19 protein-coding genes are annotated in these 14,769 nt (G+C 51.5%); all 19 read right to left on the bottom strand.

All coding sequences use genetic code 11. The annotated features are described in order from the left end of the window. Positions 1–17: 17 nt before the first annotated feature. The 19 genes from flhB to fliG all read right to left on the bottom strand — a co-directional run bounded on the left by flhB (position 18) and on the right by fliG (position 14,764). Positions 18–1,112, bottom strand: coding sequence for a flagellar biosynthesis protein FlhB (flhB, locus tag CHH75_RS07200; protein ID WP_095265727.1), 1,095 nt, complete (start codon positions 1,110–1,112; stop codon positions 18–20). Positions 1,113–1,138: 26 nt separating this feature from the next. Then, entirely contained in the window at positions 1,139–1,924 is a 786-nt protein-coding gene (gene fliR, locus CHH75_RS07195) for a flagellar biosynthetic protein FliR (RefSeq protein ID WP_095397842.1), read from the bottom strand. An 11-nt stretch (positions 1,925–1,935) separates the two neighbouring features. After that, on the bottom strand, positions 1,936–2,205 hold the full coding sequence (gene fliQ / locus CHH75_RS07190) for a flagellar biosynthesis protein FliQ (RefSeq protein ID WP_095265729.1): 270 nt from the start codon (positions 2,203–2,205) through the stop codon (positions 1,936–1,938). Between the two features lie 40 nt (positions 2,206–2,245). Continuing rightward, a complete protein-coding gene (gene fliP, locus CHH75_RS07185) occupies positions 2,246–2,998 on the bottom strand; it encodes a flagellar type III secretion system pore protein FliP (protein ID WP_095397841.1) in 753 nt (250 codons plus the stop codon). Continuing rightward, the gene (locus CHH75_RS07180) at positions 2,995–3,516 is read right to left on the bottom strand and encodes a flagellar biosynthetic protein FliO (protein WP_095397840.1); all 522 of its coding nucleotides are present in this window, start codon (positions 3,514–3,516) and stop codon (positions 2,995–2,997) included. Before CHH75_RS07180 ends, fliP begins: the two co-directional genes overlap by 4 nt. Before the next feature lie 11 nt (positions 3,517–3,527). Beyond that, positions 3,528–3,893, bottom strand: a complete 366-nt coding sequence (locus CHH75_RS07175; RefSeq protein WP_095265732.1) for a response regulator — start codon at positions 3,891–3,893, stop codon at positions 3,528–3,530. Positions 3,894–3,921: 28 nt separating this feature from the next. Further along, on the bottom strand, positions 3,922–5,160 hold the full coding sequence (gene fliY, locus CHH75_RS07170; protein ID WP_095397839.1) for a flagellar motor switch phosphatase FliY: 1,239 nt from the start codon (positions 5,158–5,160) through the stop codon (positions 3,922–3,924). Next, positions 5,150–6,148 carry a flagellar motor switch protein FliM gene (gene fliM, locus CHH75_RS07165; RefSeq protein WP_095265734.1) on the bottom strand — a complete coding sequence of 333 codons (999 nt, stop codon included), beginning with the start codon at positions 6,146–6,148 and terminating at the stop codon, positions 5,150–5,152. The genes fliY and fliM overlap by 11 nt, the downstream gene beginning before the upstream one ends. A 36-nt stretch (positions 6,149–6,184) precedes the next feature. Beyond that, positions 6,185–6,643 carry a flagellar basal body-associated FliL family protein gene (locus CHH75_RS07160; protein WP_095397838.1) on the bottom strand — a complete coding sequence of 153 codons (459 nt, stop codon included), beginning with the start codon at positions 6,641–6,643 and terminating at the stop codon, positions 6,185–6,187. Further along, positions 6,640–6,864: a flagellar FlbD family protein gene (locus CHH75_RS07155; RefSeq protein ID WP_095265736.1), complete on the bottom strand. Its 225-nt coding sequence runs from the start codon at positions 6,862–6,864 to the stop codon at positions 6,640–6,642. Before CHH75_RS07155 ends, CHH75_RS07160 begins: the two co-directional genes overlap by 4 nt. A gap of 53 nt (positions 6,865–6,917) precedes the next feature. Further along, positions 6,918–7,742: a flagellar hook-basal body complex protein gene (locus CHH75_RS07150; protein WP_095265737.1), complete on the bottom strand. Its 825-nt coding sequence runs from the start codon at positions 7,740–7,742 to the stop codon at positions 6,918–6,920. 73 nt (positions 7,743–7,815) lie between these two features. Continuing rightward, entirely contained in the window at positions 7,816–8,211 is a 396-nt protein-coding gene (locus tag CHH75_RS07145; protein ID WP_095265738.1) for a TIGR02530 family flagellar biosynthesis protein, read from the bottom strand. Continuing rightward, a complete protein-coding gene (locus CHH75_RS07140; protein WP_095265739.1) occupies positions 8,208–8,777 on the bottom strand; it encodes a flagellar hook capping FlgD N-terminal domain-containing protein in 570 nt (189 codons plus the stop codon). Before CHH75_RS07140 ends, CHH75_RS07145 begins: the two co-directional genes overlap by 4 nt. A 20-nt stretch (positions 8,778–8,797) precedes the next feature. Beyond that, positions 8,798–10,138, bottom strand: coding sequence for a flagellar hook-length control protein FliK (locus CHH75_RS07135; protein WP_095265740.1), 1,341 nt, complete (start codon positions 10,136–10,138; stop codon positions 8,798–8,800). 32 nt (positions 10,139–10,170) lie between these two features. Then, positions 10,171–11,100 (bottom strand): MotE family protein, encoded by a 930-nt coding sequence (locus tag CHH75_RS07130; protein ID WP_095397837.1) that lies wholly within the window; start codon positions 11,098–11,100, stop codon positions 10,171–10,173. Between the two features lie 44 nt (positions 11,101–11,144). Then, a complete protein-coding gene (fliJ, locus tag CHH75_RS07125) occupies positions 11,145–11,588 on the bottom strand; it encodes a flagellar export protein FliJ (protein WP_095265742.1) in 444 nt (147 codons plus the stop codon). Between the two features lie 9 nt (positions 11,589–11,597). Next, on the bottom strand, positions 11,598–12,917 hold the full coding sequence (fliI, locus tag CHH75_RS07120; protein WP_095397836.1) for a flagellar protein export ATPase FliI: 1,320 nt from the start codon (positions 12,915–12,917) through the stop codon (positions 11,598–11,600). Next, positions 12,904–13,755, bottom strand: coding sequence for a FliH/SctL family protein (locus tag CHH75_RS07115; protein ID WP_095265744.1), 852 nt, complete (start codon positions 13,753–13,755; stop codon positions 12,904–12,906). The genes fliI and CHH75_RS07115 overlap by 14 nt, the downstream gene beginning before the upstream one ends. Next, positions 13,748–14,764, bottom strand: coding sequence for a flagellar motor switch protein FliG (fliG, locus tag CHH75_RS07110; protein WP_095265745.1), 1,017 nt, complete (start codon positions 14,762–14,764; stop codon positions 13,748–13,750). Before fliG ends, CHH75_RS07115 begins: the two co-directional genes overlap by 8 nt. Positions 14,765–14,769 lie beyond the last annotated feature (5 nt).

Genomic DNA, 14,769 nt, shown 5'->3' with positions numbered 1-14,769 from the left:
GGCCTCCGGTCCCCTAGTTATTTCGCTTTACCTTTAAGTTTATATACATAGGCCAGCACTTCCGCTACGGCCTGGAACAGATCTCCGGGAATGGCTTCCCCAATTTCCGACCGCCCGTACAACGCTCGTGCCAGCGGCTTGTTTTCGATCGTCATGATGCCATGTTCCTTGGCAATTTCCTTAATTCGCAGAGCCATGTAGTCCTGGCCCTTGGCAATAATTTCTGGAGCTTCCATCGTGGCCCCATCGTATTTCAGAGCGACGGCAAAATGCGTCGGGTTCGTAATGACCACATCCGCATTCGGAACCTCTTGCATCATCCGCTGCAGAGCCATCCTCCGCTGGCGCTCCCTGATTTTGCTTTTAATTAACGGATCGCCTTCCATCTTCTTGTATTCATCTTTAATGTCTTGCTTGGACATTCGTATGTTTTTTTCGTAGTCATATCTCTGATACATATAATCCAGGAAAGCGAGCACGATCAGACCGACCGCAATTTTCAATCCCAGGTTTGTAGTTACACTAGCGGTAAAATGAAAAATTGTATCGGGGCTCATATTCGACAGCGCGGAGAGCTCCCCGCGAGCCGCCCATATCGTGCTGTACACCATGAAACCGATAATCGCGAGTTTGGTGATAGACTTCAGAAACTCCACCAGAGAACGCATGGAAAATATATTTTTAAAACCTTTGATCGGGTCCAGCTTGCTGAACTTCATTTTCAGCGGTTCGCCCGTCACGAGAACCCCGACCTGCAAATAGTTGACGAGCAGCGCAATAACAAAAACAGCTACAAAAATAGGAGCAAGAAGCAGCAAAATCTGAATCCCGTACTCCCCGAACATCGACATCACATTTTCAGGCGTTACGTTCATGGACAGCCGATTGATAAAAATGTCTGTAAAGAGCCGGACGGTCCGATCCTTCATGTATCCGCCAAAAACGAGCAAACAGAACATTCCGGCTAGCAGGACCGATGATCCGGACAGCTCCATACTTTTGGCTACCTGTCCTTTTTTCCGGGTATCCTGACGTTTTTTCGGCGTTGCTTTTTCGGTTTTCTCCCCGGCGAACAGCTGTAAATCCACCTGATATCTGTACTGGCTGGCCATCCGTTACACCTCCAACGTTAAGCCGTTTATGTCCGATCACCTAAGGTGTCAAGCAGATGCCTTAGCGACTCGAACAATTTACCGAAGAGAAAATCAAACAGGGCGGTTAATCCAGGCATCAGCAGCATAAGCAGAATTAATCCTACGATAATTTTCAACGCGATGCCGATCACAAACACGTTAAACTGCGGTGCCGTTTTGGCCAGAAAGCCAAGCCCGACGTCCGTCAGAAACAGCGCGGCCACCAGCGGTGCAGCCATCTGCAGCGCCAGGACGAAGGAGTATGCAAACGTGCGTATCAAAAATTCGGCCACACTGCCATCATGGATTTTGCTGAAAATCTCTCCTGTTACAGGGATCCAGTCATAGCTGTACATGATGGCGTCCAGCAGATAGTGATGACCGTTCATGCTCAAGAAGACCAACAGCGCCAGCATGTACTTGAAATGGCCAATCAGCGGCGTAGACGCTCCTGTAAAAGGGTCGATCACATTCGCCATGCTGAAGCCGATCTGGATATCGATCAGCGCACCTGCGGTCTGAACTGCAGCCATCATCAGGTAAGCCGTAAATCCAAGCAGCAGCCCCACCAGCACTTCCTGCATAATGAGGATGACATATCCCATATCCTGCGGCACAACCGCGCCGATGCCAAAACTCAAATATACAATCAGCGAGATAATAGAGGACAAGCCGATCTTGTAGGAGGCCGGCACGCTAAGCGTAGAAAACACGGGCACAACTACAAAAAATGCAGTAATTCGACAAAAAATAAGCATAAATACAGGTACTACCTGCTGCAACCATTCCATGGACACTCAGCCTATCCGATATATTTGTGGAGATTGTCCAAAATGCCGTACGTAAAATCGACCATCGTAGTTAGGATCCAAGGACCGAACAGCAGCAGCGCCACAAGCACGACGATGATTTTCGGCACGAAGGCCAGCGTCTGTTCCTGAATCTGTGTTGTCGCTTGGAAAATACTGATCAACAGACCTGCTAACAGTGCCAGAACCAGCATCGGCGCACTTACTTGAAGAACGATATAAACAGCCTGACCTGCCAGACCGATAATAAATTCAGCACTCACGGCGAGTCCTCCTGTTCTGAAATACTTGCCGCTTGAATCTTTACGGGTTAAAACTCATCAGCATCGATTTGACGACAAGATACCATCCATCCACCAGTACAAAAAGCAAAATTTTAAACGGCAGTGATATCATGATCGGCGGCAGCATCATCATCCCCATCGCCATCAGAACGCTCGCTACGACGATGTCGATCACGAGGAACGGGATGAAGATCATAAAGCCCATCTGAAAGCCTGTCTTGAGCTCGCTGATTGCAAATGCCGGAATCAGCACATGCAGCGGCAGATCCTCGTACGTCTCCGGCTTCTCCGCCCCGGTATAGTTTATAAAGAGCAGCAGATCCTTCTCCCTCGTATGGGAGAACATGAATCTTTTGATCGGGTCCTGCGCCCTTTCCAATGCCTCGGTTTGCGTAATTTCCCCGCGCACATAGGGTTGAAGCGCCACTTCGTTCATCGAGGACAGCGTTGGCGCCATGACGAACAAGGTCAGAAACAGCGCCAGACCGATCAGCACCTGGTTAGGCGGCGTTTGCTGCGTTCCCAGTGAAGTCCGGACGAATCCAAGCACAATGACAATCCGGGTGAAGCTTGTCATCAATACAAGGATGGCCGGGGCAATGCTGAGTATCGTGATTAAGAGAATCAAGGATAACGCGCTTGTCCCCGGACTTTCCCCTTCATTGCCGATCTGAATGTCGATATTCGGAATCGGACTAGCCGAAGCCGCCTGAGTAAAGAGCAGGCTGATCAGCATAAAAACCGAGATAAGGTAAATGATCTTTTTATTCATGAATCCTTATGATCCTCCCGCAGCAATTCTTCGACCTTTTGCTTCCGGTTCGGGACGCTGCGCAGCTTGGACTCAAACACCTCATGAAATGAGGATGTCTGCTCCACATCATGATGCTCCTGCGGTTGCTCCTTGCGGAGCCTCGCCGCCAGTTTAGTAACAAATGGCGGCAGCACCCCTGCATGCAATCCGGAATCCTGCTCGAAGGCCGCCCGGATCCGCTCCACTTCATCGGGATCGGAGATCTTGTCCAGCAAGCTTACATCTTCTCCGACACCGACCAGATAGATGGTGCCGCTGATCTCAATCAGCTGGAGGGATTTGCCCGGGCCGAGTCCAACTGCACCGAGGGTACGAATGGAGCGGCCCTGCATCCAGCTCTGATTCTTCCGGTTCAGAAAGCGAATCAATAATACGATCAAAACGATGATGACGGCGAGCACAATAAAGACGTAAAACAACTGTAAATAATATCCGGCAGTGCTGCCTGTTCCTATTTCCTTCGAAGCTGCCATCATCTTAGCTACCCTTATACGCCAAGCGTTTTGTTGATAGCTTCAATGACGCGGTCCGATTGGAACGGTTTGACGATAAAGTCTTTAGCGCCCGCCTGGATTGCGTCGATAACCATCGCCTGCTGTCCCATCGCAGAACACATGATGACTTTTGCGTTCGGATCCGTCTTTTTAATTTCCTTCAATGCAGCGATACCGTCCATCTCAGGCATCGTTATATCCATCGTGATCAGATCGGGACGAAGCTCCTTGAATTTCTCGACAGCTTGCGCACCATCCTGAGCCTCACCTACTACTTCAAAGCCGTTTTTAACCAGAATGTCGCGAATCATCATTCGCATAAATGCAGCATCGTCCACAATCAGAATTCGGTTAGCCATTGATAATAATCCTCCCTAATATATAGTGCTATTGTAATTTTTGAATCCGGTCCCATTGGCTTACGATATCCGTGACCCGAACCCCAAAGTTTTCGTCAATGACCACGACTTCTCCCTTGGCGATCAACTTGTTGTTGACGAGTATGTCTACAGGCTCACCTGCAAGCTTGTCCAACTCAATGATAGAGCCTTGCGTCATTTCCAAGATATCCTTAATTTGCTTCTGGGTCCTTCCTAATTCTACGGTGACTTTAAGAGGAATGTCCATCAGTAAGTTAAGATTGTTTTCATCTACTTGCGCGTACGGTGGAGCTTGCAGATTAGAGAACTGCACCGGTTGCACATTTACATTCCGGTTAGGCATTCCGCCATATTGCTGGGGCTGATGGGGCATCCCATATGGCATGGAAGGCGGTACCTGTCCTCCTTGCATCGGCTGACTGTAATCTGGGCCTGGAGTCTGCATTGGCGCAGCTCCCGCTGGAGGCTGTTGGGTATTTGGTACTGCAAGATGATCGACCGCAGGTTGGCTCTCAACAACCGGAGGCGCCTCTGTCGTCACAGCTGCTTCAACAGCAGACTCCTCTGCTCCGCCAATCAGCGTGCGAACCATGTCTTTTGCAAATTCCACCGGCAGCAGCTGCATGATGGTTGAGTCAATCAAATCACCGATAATCAATCGGAAAGAGATTTTGATCAGCGTTTCATCCGGAGGGAGATTGCTTACCCCCGTTCCGCTCTCTACATTCAAAATATCAATCCCGGGTGGCGAAATGTTGACAAAACGGTTGAAGATGGTGGACATGCTCGTTGCCGAGGAACCCATCATCTGGTTCATCGCTTCCTGCACAGCGCTGATATGTATTTCATTCAGCTCTTCATCCGCCGGATTGCCTTCTCCGCCCAGCATCAGATCCGCAATGACCTGGGCATCTCTCGATTTAATGACAAGGGAGTTGATGCCTTCAAAGCCGTCCACATAGGTTACGTGAACCGCAACGTGAGGCTTCGGGAACTCCGCTTCAAACTGGCTTCTGGTAATGATCGAAACTCTTGGCGTTGTAATATCAACCTTTTTGCCCAGCAGTGTCGATAGAGCCGTTGCCGCACTGCCAAAAGTGATATTCCCAATCTCGCCAAGCGCATCTTGCTCGAGAGGCGTTAGCACGTCGTCTACGGTTGCCGCCGAAGAAGGGGCCGGAGCCATTTCCGACTGCTTTAACAAGGCGTCGATTTCTTCCTGGGATAAATAATCTTTACTCGTCAAGTTCTTCAGCTCCTTCGATGACAATTTCATCGATTTGTACAGCAACCCGATCCTTCACCGTGCCGGGACTGCCAATAAACTTCAATCTGTCGCCGACCTTAATGGCTAGCCCATCGTGGACCGGCTTATTCAGGCTGATGACATCCCCGACCCCCAAGCCGAGGAATTCTGCAACCGTCAGCTGTGAAACACCCAGTTCTGCTACAACCGGCAGCTTCGCTTTGCTGACCCGCTGCTTCAGGGCGTCCACCTCTTCCGGAACCCGCGATTTCTTCTCGGAAACGAACCACTGGTGTGCCGAAAGCTTGGACATGATCGGTTCCAGAACAACGTGCGGGATACAGAGGTTAATCATCCCTGTCGTATCACCGATTTTTGTGCTGAGCGATATCAGTGCAATCGTTTCGTTGGGGGAGACGATTTGCATAAACTGCGGATTCGTCTCGAGTGCCTCCAGGCGCGGCGAAATATCAATCACCGTTTTCCAAGCTTCCTGGAGACTTTCAAATGCACGGCTGAAGATTTTTTCCATGATGATCGTTTCGATTTCGGTCATGGCGCCGATCGTGCTTGGCGCTGTCCCGGTGCCGCCCAGCATTCGGTCAAGCATCGCATAGGCGATGTTGGGATGGACCTCCATTACCATACGGCCTTTCAGCGGTTCTGCCTCAAAGATGTTAAGCACCGTCATTTTAGGTATGGAACGGATAAACTCATCATAAGGAAGCTGTTCAACCTGAACGACACTGATATGCACAAACGTGCGCAGCTGGGCTGAAAAATAAGTGGTCAGGTATCTTGCAAAGTTCTCGTGAATCCGGGTTAAGCTTCGAATATGATCCTTCGAGAAACGAACCGCTCTTTTAAAGTCATAGGAACGGATCTTCTTTTGCGTTTCTTCTTTCTTCAATTCCTCAGCGTCCATTTCTCCGGAAGAGAGCGCGGCCAGCAGGGCATCGATCTCATTCTGCGATAAAACATCAACCATCTACTCACCCCCTTACAGGTCACCCGACGAACAGGCCTATATTCCAGCTACGAGAACGTCAGCAATATCAATTTGGACGACTTTCCCTGTTGTAATGGATTCGTTCACCAGGTCCATCAGCTTGCTTGTAAACTGCTCACGGCCTTTGGAACCGTTGAGTGTATCCGGGTTCGTATCAGCCAGCGTTTTGATGATGATCGGTTTAATCTTAATGTCCTTGATTTTATCGAACTCTTCCTTCGCTTTTTTATCGCTAAGCTGGATGGAAAATGCGACGGAAATGATGTAATCAGGATCAGCCAGATTCGTTTTGATACCGGTGATTTCCGATGTTACTTCAACAATTTCGTCAGCTGACAAGTGCGGTTTGACTTTTACAGTCGCCGCCGTTTGGGCATCGTTCTTGCCGTTTGAGTTGGACAACACGAACACGGCAAGCACAATTAGCGTGATCGATAGCATAATTGTGATGATCCACGGAAACATCTTTTTCATGAAGGTTCCTCCATTTGCTGCACTTTAATAGTTGCTTGATGCACACCGACTTCGCGATGATACGCCTTGACCGCCTCGATGACTTCATCTGCGCTCTCGAGCACAATCATGCGCTTGCCGTTGATTAAAGTGATGTAAGTGTCAGGAGTCTCTTCAACCATTTCAATCAAGAGAGCATTAAGCCACATGGGCGAACCGTTAATCCTCGTTACCGATATCATGGACAGACCTCCTTTATTATGAGGGAGGGAATTCCCCCCTCCCCTCATTCACCTTAACGCTTCAGATTAACAACTTCCTGCAGAACCTCATCGGAGGTTGTAATAATCCGGGAGTTGGACTGGAAGCCGCGCTGGGCCACAATCATTTCGGTAAATTCGCCTGTCAGGTCCACGTTGGACATTTCAAGCTGACCGGTGATGATGGCTCCGGTGCCGAGCTCTGGGTCATTGCCGGTTGAGATGTAATCCTCAAGTTCACCATCAGGCACAGCATTCAGCGTCACGCGATACAAATTGCCGCCGATTTTTTCCAAGCCTTCAGGATTGGGAACTACGGCAATGCCGATGGTCGCGCCTTCCTCAGTCGTTCCATCCTCCATTCTCTGAATGATGGTTCCATTCTGAGAAATGGTGAAAGCTGTGACTCCTTCTTCAAGAGCGATAGGCTCACCCTCTGCATCAAGCACCAAAAATCCATCGGAGGTTACAAGGTTGCGAGCCACATCAATATGGAAATCACCCGCACGGGTCAAGAACGGCACCTCTTGTTCTTCGCCCAGGGAAACCATGAAGAAGCCGTCCCCGTCAATACGCATATCCGTTGGATAGTTGGTCAGCATCGCACTTCCCGGCGTGTGCAGCGTATCAATCGAACCCAGCGACACGCCAAGTCCAACCTGCTTGGCATTAATCCCGCCGGTTGGGTCCTCCGTTCCTGGGGTAACCCCGGACAAGGTCTGGCTCATAATATCCTTGAACATGACCCTGCTGGCCTTGAATCCTACCGTGTTCACATTGGCAATATTGTTGCCGATCACGTCAAGCTTCGTCTGAAATCCTCTCATGCCGGATACACCGGAGTACATGGATCTTAGCATCGTTTATCCCCTTTCTTAATGGACCGCATCTGTCGATCAGCGGCCGCCTGGCTTCCTAGTCGGGCCAGCCAGTTTATGAAATGATAATTGCACTATCGATCTGGGTGAATACATTGTCAACCATTGCTTTGCCATTCATGGCGGTTACAACCGTGCGATTCGGCACGTTCACAATGAGCGCCATATCCTTCATCAGTATCAGGGATTCTTTACTTCCTTTTGCAGCCGCCTTCTCAATCGCGCTGTGAATTTGGACCAGCTGATCCGCTTCCAGCTCGATGCCGCGCTGCTCAAGCCGCTTGGCGGCATGATTGCTGATCTTCAGCAAATTTTCATTCAGGAGCTTACGGAACTCACCGGACCCTGGTGTACTATGGGATGGTGAATGTGCCTGTGAGCGATCCCGATGAATCGCTGCCGGGTGAAGCGTGCCGGAATACAGCTGACCAATCGTCATTCGTTCACTCATGGTCCTGTTCCTCCGGCCGGTTCATCGCCGCTGCTCTCCCCGGCCCCATCTGCGCCTGTATCCGGCTCGCTAGCTCCGCTATCTGGTGCAGGTGGCGTCTGCGGCATCTCAGGCGTCTCTGGCACAGCCGCATTTTCAATCTTCACAATCTCGTTAAGCGGTACTTCGTTCACCCCGACTTTGGCATATGTGAGGCCGTCCCGGACGATAATGGACTCCACCAGACCGCTCTCCATCTGATATTGCGTACCGCCCTCCGGGAGAACCATCCAGCTGATCTGTTTGCCGATCAAGCTTGATGCCGCGCCAAGCGACTGGCTCAACTGGTTCAGCTGGGAGTTGATATTCATCAATTGCTCCAGTGAAGTAAATTGAGCCATCTGCGATATAAATTCCCGGTCCTGCATCGGCTGGAGCGGATCCTGATAACGAAGCTGAGCCACGAGAATTTTCAAAAACTCGTCCTTGCCGAGCTCGCCGCCAGGCACCGTCTTGTCCTTCGAATTCGAACGGGTATGGCCAGGCTCTACATTGCTAAAGCCAACATTACTGACATTTTCCGCCATGATTACTCACCTCCCCGCGATTAGGCTTCTGCTGTAAATGTGCCTCCATGCTCTTCCTCTTCAGCTTGAACGGATGCGAGCCAGTCGTTCCATTCCTCTGTCAGATCCGCAGCAATAACGGCATCATCATTCGGTCTGTCCTTCTCTTGGGATCGGTGCTGCTGCGACTGCTGCTGTCCGGAGCCGGACTGACGGCCATCCTGGTACAGATATGCGGTCGAAGAGGAGCTGCTTTGCGTCACCTCGATCTTCTCCACCTGCAGGCCCTGTGCCGCGAGCGCCGCTCTTAACTGAGCCATCTGCTGATCAATCAGCTCCCGCGCTTCGGCCGTTCGCGTCATGAATTGAGCGATCAACTGACCATTTTGCATCGTCAGCTTGATGTCAACCTGCCCCAAATGCTCCGGGTTCAAGGAAATTCTCGCTTCCGTTGCCCCGTGCATCTTGACGATCTCCAGCTTGTTGATAATGAAGTTGGTCATCTCATTGGCGAAATTCTCCACCGGCACTGGTGGTGCTGCTGGCTTAATCGCTACCTGCGTTCCAGAGCGAAGCGCCAGCTGTCCGGCCGTAACCGTTCCCTGTTCCAGCAAAGATTCGCCTTCCGGGAAGAGCGACTCAAACTTCAGAGCCTCGCCTTCCACACGAATGGTCGGCGCTGGGTTCGGATTCGATCCGGTTGCTGTGCCAGAATTCCCATTGGACATTCCAGCCTGCTCACTAACCTTTGCATGAGCCGTGTTCGTTGGTGCAGCTTGTCCGGCCTGATCGTTCAGCATGCGGCCAAACGCGGTGGACGTCTGATCTGTGTGCCGTATTTCACCCATCAAACCTTGGAATGCCTGAACGAGCTGTTTCATCGGTGCCTCAAGATGCTGTGCCTGTGAGCCGAGCAATTTCACCTTCTCGATCAGCTGGGCCACCGTATCCTGTACCGCAAATCGGACGGTGTCGCTATGCATCGCCAAAGGAGGCAACAAAGCCTCTCCATCGCCAGCCTCTGCCGTCTTCCCCGCTGCCGTCTGCTTGTCTCCTTGAATCAAAAGATTCGCTTGAGCCAGCCAAGCCTGCAGCTGCTGTAACAGCGACGGATCTTCTGCCAATGCTTCATCCAGCAGATCCAGATCATCCAGCAGTTGCGTGAGCAATTCTACTAGCCCGTCCACCGCCTCATCCGATTCGGCAGGCAGAACCGGCAGCGCCACTGCCGCTGCAGTTTCGCTTTCCGATGCCCCCTGGCCTGACAATTGGGATACCAGCACGGCTTCAAATGCAGTGCCTCCTGCTGTGCCCGCCTTGCTTGTGCTCCCGACCGTCGATGCAGAAGAGATCGAAGGAACTGCGCCTTGAATTAATGTCATCTTTCTCACCTCCTTTCCAAGCGATTACGCTTTTAGTTGGAGCCCATGAGTCGATTCAACACCCTTGCCGCAACTTCGGCATCCTTCTGGGACATCGCGTCAAGAATTCGGGAACGCGTAGCGTCATTGACAGAATTCAAAATCGTGATGGCCTTGCCAGGACTAATCTTGTAAATCTGCATCAGAAGATCTGCTGCATTCGCCGGCGTCATTCCTGCAAATGTCTGATTCAGCTGGCTCTGATCGAGGTTGGCTGATGTACTCTGCGTCGACTGCGACTCATTCCGGTCCAGCCGCGACTGAAGCGCTGCTATTGCCAAGTCTTCGGACGGCTTCGCGTCCTTCAGCATCATCGTGGCATCAGCGGCCACCTTCGGATCCATACGCTGCAGTATCGCCGAGCGGTCGGCGCTCTTCATTTCACTGAGCATGAGCACCATTTCTTCCAGTGTCAGATTTTGCATAATCGGCGCTGCCTTGCTCGGGCTCATCCCCGCATACAGCTTGGCCAACTCGCGAATCTGCTTCGTATATTCATCGTCTTCTTCAACCGGCTCGACTGCAGCTGCCTGATTCTCCATTGTTTCGATCCGAGACTCTAGCTGCTGAACTTTGCTGGCTTCTGCTTCCTTTTCCTCAGCCAACTGAGCGATTTCCTCTTCCCGTTCTGCAAGCTGCTTCTTGAGCTCCGCGATGGTCGCCTCGGCGCTTTCCTCTTGCTCCTTGGCCTCCTTAAGCTTCTGCTCCTCCGGCGACAGCACCGGATCGGGAACCCAGTCTTTCACAATCGGAATTTTGTTTGCAAAATCAAGTACACCGTCCCGGACATCAGACCTGAAAAAAACAGCCAGCGCGCCTAACAGAACGATGGTGAAGATAGCCGGAATGAGGATTAACAGAATTCGCTCGAATCCTCCGCTTGACTCTTCTTTGTCTATTGGCATATCGTCGTTTCTAGCCACTCTTATCCCTCCTTCGCCTTAACCCGGCGGTATGGCGATGACCGTTAACGAGCCTTAATCGCAAAACGCACCGTTGCCATTTCATCCAGCTCGTTTTGTTCCCGAAGGAGACTTGCATGCCGGAACCTTTCCTTGGATTTTTCCCTGGCTTTGAGCCATACCTTTTCATCCATCATCTTCTCGGTTAGAAACTTCTGATTCTTCTCAACATTGACATGAGCCCGGCGAATGTCGTCACGCTTGCGATGAATGCACTGTTCCAAATACTCAGCGTACTGCTGGATATTCCTCACTTCAGCCACTGGCGCTCTTTTCGCTACGGCTTCTTCCTGGGCACGGTACATCTCGTCTCTAAGCTCATACAGCTCATGCAGGCTTTTCTCTTCCGCCTGAAGTTTCCCGATGGCACTGGAGAGCATCCATTCTGCCTGGTGTTTTTCATTCGTTTTCAGATCCACGATTTTCTGGAATGCGTAATGAAATTTCATTCGTCACAGTCATCTCCTTGAGAACTCGGAAATCAGTCGTTCCTGAACCTCACTCAATGTCGTCTTTTCATTTACCTTCTGTCTCGTGAAATCCCATATCCGTTGAATATGCTCGATGGATTCGTCGATGTCTGCGTTTGAACCTTGCTGATAGGCTCCGATATTGATCAGATCCTCGGAGTCCCGATAAACGGCGAGCAGTCTTTTCACATTGTCCGCTGCATCGATCTGCTCTTCCGGCGCGATGTCTTTCATGACACGGCTGATGCTGGACAGTACGTCAATGGCCGGAAAATGTCCTTTATTGGCAATTCCCCGGTTTAGCACAATGTGTCCATCAAGAATTCCCCGGACCGTATCCGCAATCGGTTCGTTCATATCATCGCCATCCACCAGAACCGTATAAAATGCGGTGATCGAGCCTGTCGGCCCGGTGCCCGCTCTCTCCAGCAGCTTGGGCAGACTGGCGAAAACGGAAGGGGTGTAACCCCGCATCGCCGGTGGTTCGCCAACTGCCAATCCAACCTCACGCTGAGCCATGGCGTAACGGGTGACCGAATCCATCATCAGCATGACGTTGAGTCCTCGATCGCGGAAGTACTCTGCTATCGTCGTCGCGATGAGCGCCCCCTTAATCCGAATCAGCGCCGGCTGGTCCGAGGTCGCCACAATGACGACCGAGCGCTTCAGGCCTTCCGGGCCCAAGTCGCGCTCAATGAAATCCAGCACCTCACGACCGCGCTCACCAATCAGGGCAATAACATTGACATCCGCTGACGTGTTTCTTGCAATCATGCCCATCAGCGTGCTTTTCCCGACACCGGAACCGGCGAAGATGCCGACACGCTGCCCCTTGCCGATCGTCAACAATCCATCAATCGCCCGAACGCCAATGCTGATCGGCTCTTGGACGCGAGGCCGATTAAGCGGATTCTGCGGCGTGTTGTTGGTGTTATAGTGCGGCATCCGCGCCGGAATGATCGAGCCGTCAAGCGGCTGCCCCAAACCGTCAAGCACCTTGCCCAGCAGTTCAGACCCAACCTGTACGCTAAGCGGTTTCCCCGTACCGACCACATCGCATCCCGGTCCGATGGAATGAAGCTCGCCAAGCGGCATCAGCAGCACCTTGTTGTCCCTGAACCCGACAACCTCGGCCTTCAAGGGCTTGGACTGCTTGGTCGGATAGATATAACACACATCCCCGATGCTCGCGTCAGGCCCTTCGGACTCTACCATCAACCCGATCACCTGCGTCACTTTTCCGTTAATTCGAACCGGATCCAAATGCCGAAGCTGGTCAATATAACGCATGCTGTCAAGCGTCCTCATCCTGATTTCTTCGCTCCTCATCCTCAAGAGCTATTCGAACCAGCTCTTTCTTGATCTCTTCCAGCTGAGTATCAATTCGCGCATCCACACTTCCGAAGGAGGAACGGATGACGCATCCTCGATCCTGAACCGTCGCGTCAGGCAGTATTTGCAGCTCTGCCTGTGAATCGATCACCAGCCCCAATTCTTCGCGGGCCGCGTATATAAATTCAAAATGCTCGGGTGCGACGCAAAGCGAGATCACGCCTTTTTCTCGTTTGCGGGACAAGTTCTTGCGTATTAGCTCCACCATCAATTCAGGCTCGACGGTCAATTGCCGTTCGATGACCTTCTCGGCAATCGCACAGCTCAGTTCCACAAGAAAGGGCTCCGCTTCCTGTATCAGTTCTTCCTTGGCCCGGTAAGCCTGCTGGAGCAGCTCCTGCGCTTCATGAGTAGCCTTATCCAGCAGCTCCCTCATTTCCTGCTCGGCTTTTGCCGCGCCTTCTTCATAGCCTTGCCGGTAACCTTCCGACTTCAAGGCTTCGGATAAATCGTTGTCCTGGAGTCTTCGTTCCTCCCACCAAGCGTCAATCTGCTCTTTCGCTTCAGCCAGCATCCGCTCCGCTTCCTCCGAAGCTTCCCTCAGCTGTCTTTCCGCGAATTCCTGGGAATCCTTGAGCATCTCATCCTTCATTCGTTCAGCCTCGGCCAGCGTTACCGCTACCGCGGGATCAACACCTTTCGGAACCTCTTCTTCAGACTGCTCCTCAACCGGCACATGATAATGCCGGGCAAGATCCAGTGCAGCCGGTTCGTTCATGGGCTTATAATGGGACGATTTGATCAAATTAGACAATGATGTCATCCCCTCCACCACGAGCAATAATGACTTCGCCCGCTTCTTCGAGTCTGCGGATCGTGCTTACAATCCGGCTCTGTGCTTCCTCAACATCACGCAGCCGAACCGGTCCCATGTATTCCATCTCTTCCCGGAAGGACTCGGCCATTCGTTTAGACATATTGCGGAATATAACATCCCGCACCTCTTCGCTTGCCACCTTGAGCGCAAGCTGCAAGTCGGCATTCTCGACATCGCGGATAATTCGCTGTATGGAACGGTTGTCCACATTGACGATATCTTCAAATACAAACATCCGTTTCTTGATCTCTTCGGCAAGTTCCGGATCTTGGATCTCAAGCGAGTCGAGTATCGTGCGCTCGGTTCCGCGGTCTACACCGTTCAGAATCTGAACGATGGATTCGATTCCTCCCGCGCTTGTGTAATCCTGGGTGACTGTCGCGGACAGCTTCTGCTCAAGCACTCGCTCCACTTGGGCGATGACTTCCGGCGAAGTGCTGTCCATCACAGCGACCCGGCGTGCAACCTCAGCCTGTTTCTCCTGCGGCAGAGAGGAAAGAATGACAGATGCCTGCTCGAACTGAAGATAAGACAATACGAGCGCAATGGTCTGTGCATTTTCATTCTGAATAAAGTTCAGAATTTGTGCCGGATCCGCCTTGCGTGCAAAGTCAAACGGCCGAACTTGAAGCGTAGCGGTCAGTCTGTTAATAACTTCACGAGCCTTTTCTTGACCGAGCGCCTTCTCCAAAATTTCCTTCGCGTAATTAATGCCGCCCTGTGATATGTATTCCTGAGCCAGGCATATCTGGTGAAACTCCTGCAGGATGGTGTCTTTCTCATCGCTTTCCACTTTTCTCACATTCGCGATTTCAAGTGTCAGCTGTTCAATCTCTTCTTCTCTTAAATGTTTAAATATTTGGGCGGACACTTCAGGTCCGAGCGTAATTAACAATATTGCGGCTTTCTGACGACCGCTCAATTCCGTGCTGTTTCCCTTGGCCAACGCTA

This window comes from Paenibacillus sp. 7541, from assembly GCF_002276395.1.
In the GTDB taxonomy this organism is placed as follows: domain Bacteria; phylum Bacillota; class Bacilli; order Paenibacillales; family Paenibacillaceae; genus Paenibacillus_AQ; species Paenibacillus_AQ campinasensis.
Note: the sequence above shows the minus strand (reverse complement) of the source record. Positions and strands in the feature narration are given on the sequence as shown.

Coding starts and splice junctions, on each gene's coding strand:
- CHH75_RS07150 (WP_095265737.1), bottom strand. CDS start 7,742: ATGCTAAGATCCATGTACTCCGGTGTATCCGGCATGAGAGGATTTCAG.
- CHH75_RS07135 (WP_095265740.1), bottom strand. CDS start 10,138: ATGACATTAATTCAAGGCGCAGTTCCTTCGATCTCTTCTGCATCGACG.
- CHH75_RS07140 (WP_095265739.1), bottom strand. CDS start 8,777: ATGGCGGAAAATGTCAGTAATGTTGGCTTTAGCAATGTAGAGCCTGGC.
- fliR (WP_095397842.1), bottom strand. CDS start 1,924: ATGGAATGGTTGCAGCAGGTAGTACCTGTATTTATGCTTATTTTTTGT.
- flhB (WP_095265727.1), bottom strand. CDS start 1,112: ATGGCCAGCCAGTACAGATATCAGGTGGATTTACAGCTGTTCGCCGGG.
- CHH75_RS07180 (WP_095397840.1), bottom strand. CDS start 3,516: ATGATGGCAGCTTCGAAGGAAATAGGAACAGGCAGCACTGCCGGATAT.
- CHH75_RS07145 (WP_095265738.1), bottom strand. CDS start 8,211: ATGAGTGAACGAATGACGATTGGTCAGCTGTATTCCGGCACGCTTCAC.
- CHH75_RS07155 (WP_095265736.1), bottom strand. CDS start 6,864: ATGATATCGGTAACGAGGATTAACGGTTCGCCCATGTGGCTTAATGCT.
- CHH75_RS07160 (WP_095397838.1), bottom strand. CDS start 6,643: ATGAAAAAGATGTTTCCGTGGATCATCACAATTATGCTATCGATCACG.
- fliP (WP_095397841.1), bottom strand. CDS start 2,998: ATGAATAAAAAGATCATTTACCTTATCTCGGTTTTTATGCTGATCAGC.
- fliI (WP_095397836.1), bottom strand. CDS start 12,917: ATGAGGACGCTTGACAGCATGCGTTATATTGACCAGCTTCGGCATTTG.
- CHH75_RS07175 (WP_095265732.1), bottom strand. CDS start 3,893: ATGGCTAACCGAATTCTGATTGTGGACGATGCTGCATTTATGCGAATG.
- fliM (WP_095265734.1), bottom strand. CDS start 6,148: ATGGTTGATGTTTTATCGCAGAATGAGATCGATGCCCTGCTGGCCGCG.
- fliJ (WP_095265742.1), bottom strand. CDS start 11,588: ATGAAATTTCATTACGCATTCCAGAAAATCGTGGATCTGAAAACGAAT.